We start from the raw sequence: 1147 nt of genomic DNA, 5'->3' as shown, positions 1-1147 counted from the left end.
ATTGTCTCCAATATCATGATAGTACAAAAAGACCACCCATGAGGTGGTGCAGTTGTGTATATTCTGATTTTTAGACTAGTGGTGCAGTTGGTGATATAGGTGGTGCACTTTATGCGATTAACGGTGCTGTTCCTTGCGAATAATCAATGATATAGGATACATCGCTTTACATATTGGTGCAGCTATAGAAAGATGTTTTTCTGGGTCTATTAAGAAAAAAGCTGTTTATCTAGTATGCGGTTCAGGACAAGCAACCGCTCGAATGTTAGAGGCAAGATTACACAATGTATTTGCGAATAAGCTGACTGTTGTTAAAAGATTGTCTCTTATCGAATATCTAAATTATACAGAAAATGATTTCAAAGAAATAGATTGTGTTATTTCAACAATCCCTTTAGAACAATCATATGTACCAACAATTACTGTAGATTTCTCTCTTAATCAACAAGATATTGAAATGGTATCTCGTTTAATTACATCTATAGACCAAAGTAAATATGAGAAAATAAAAAAGTTCTTTGACTCTTCTTTATTTGTTCACAAGAAAAAAGTGAACTCAAAAAATGAATTATTAGAAGAACTCAGTACTCTTTTACTCAATGAGGATATTATTGGTGATGATTATCTTGATTCTGTCTATAAACGTGAAGAACTCTCTAATACAAATATGAATGATGTATTTGCATTACCACATCCATTAAATGTCTTCGCAAAACAGACAAAAGTTGCTGTTGCAATATTAGATGAACCACTTAAGTGGAATGGTGATGAAACTGTTAGAATTGTATTCCTTCTAGCAATCAAGAACGGAGACAGTCTTAACATGGAACACTTATACGATGTATTTATTGAACTCGTTAATAACACCAAATTCCAACGTGAAGTTATGTGTTCTAAAACATATGATCAATTTATTAAAACACTTATACAACACATACAATAAACCATACAATTGATTACATATAAAAACAGGAAGGATAGAGTTTTCTCCTAATATTCTACTTAAAAAGGGTTACTGGATGCATAACTAATGTGGACCCCGTGTCAAGGACATTAAATAAAAAGGCGCTTAAAAATGATTAGAAATAAAGATATCCTCTAGGTGTAAATTAACCAGGAGGATATTTTTATGTGTAAACTATATAAA

Annotated in this window: 1 protein-coding gene; it reads left to right on the top strand. The window is 31.7% G+C overall.

The annotated features are described in order from the left end of the window. Positions 1-133: 133 nt before the first annotated feature. Positions 134-943 (top strand): PTS sugar transporter subunit IIA, encoded by an 810-nt coding sequence (locus H8909_RS13130; protein WP_187013147.1) that lies wholly within the window; start codon positions 134-136, stop codon positions 941-943. Positions 944-1147 lie beyond the last annotated feature (204 nt).

This window comes from Catenibacterium faecis (assembly GCF_014306455.1).
Classification (GTDB): Bacteria; Bacillota_I; Bacilli_A; order Erysipelotrichales; family Coprobacillaceae; genus Catenibacterium; species Catenibacterium mitsuoka_A.
The sequence above is the reverse complement of the archived record's forward strand: the minus strand, read 5'-3'. Positions and strand labels throughout refer to the sequence as shown.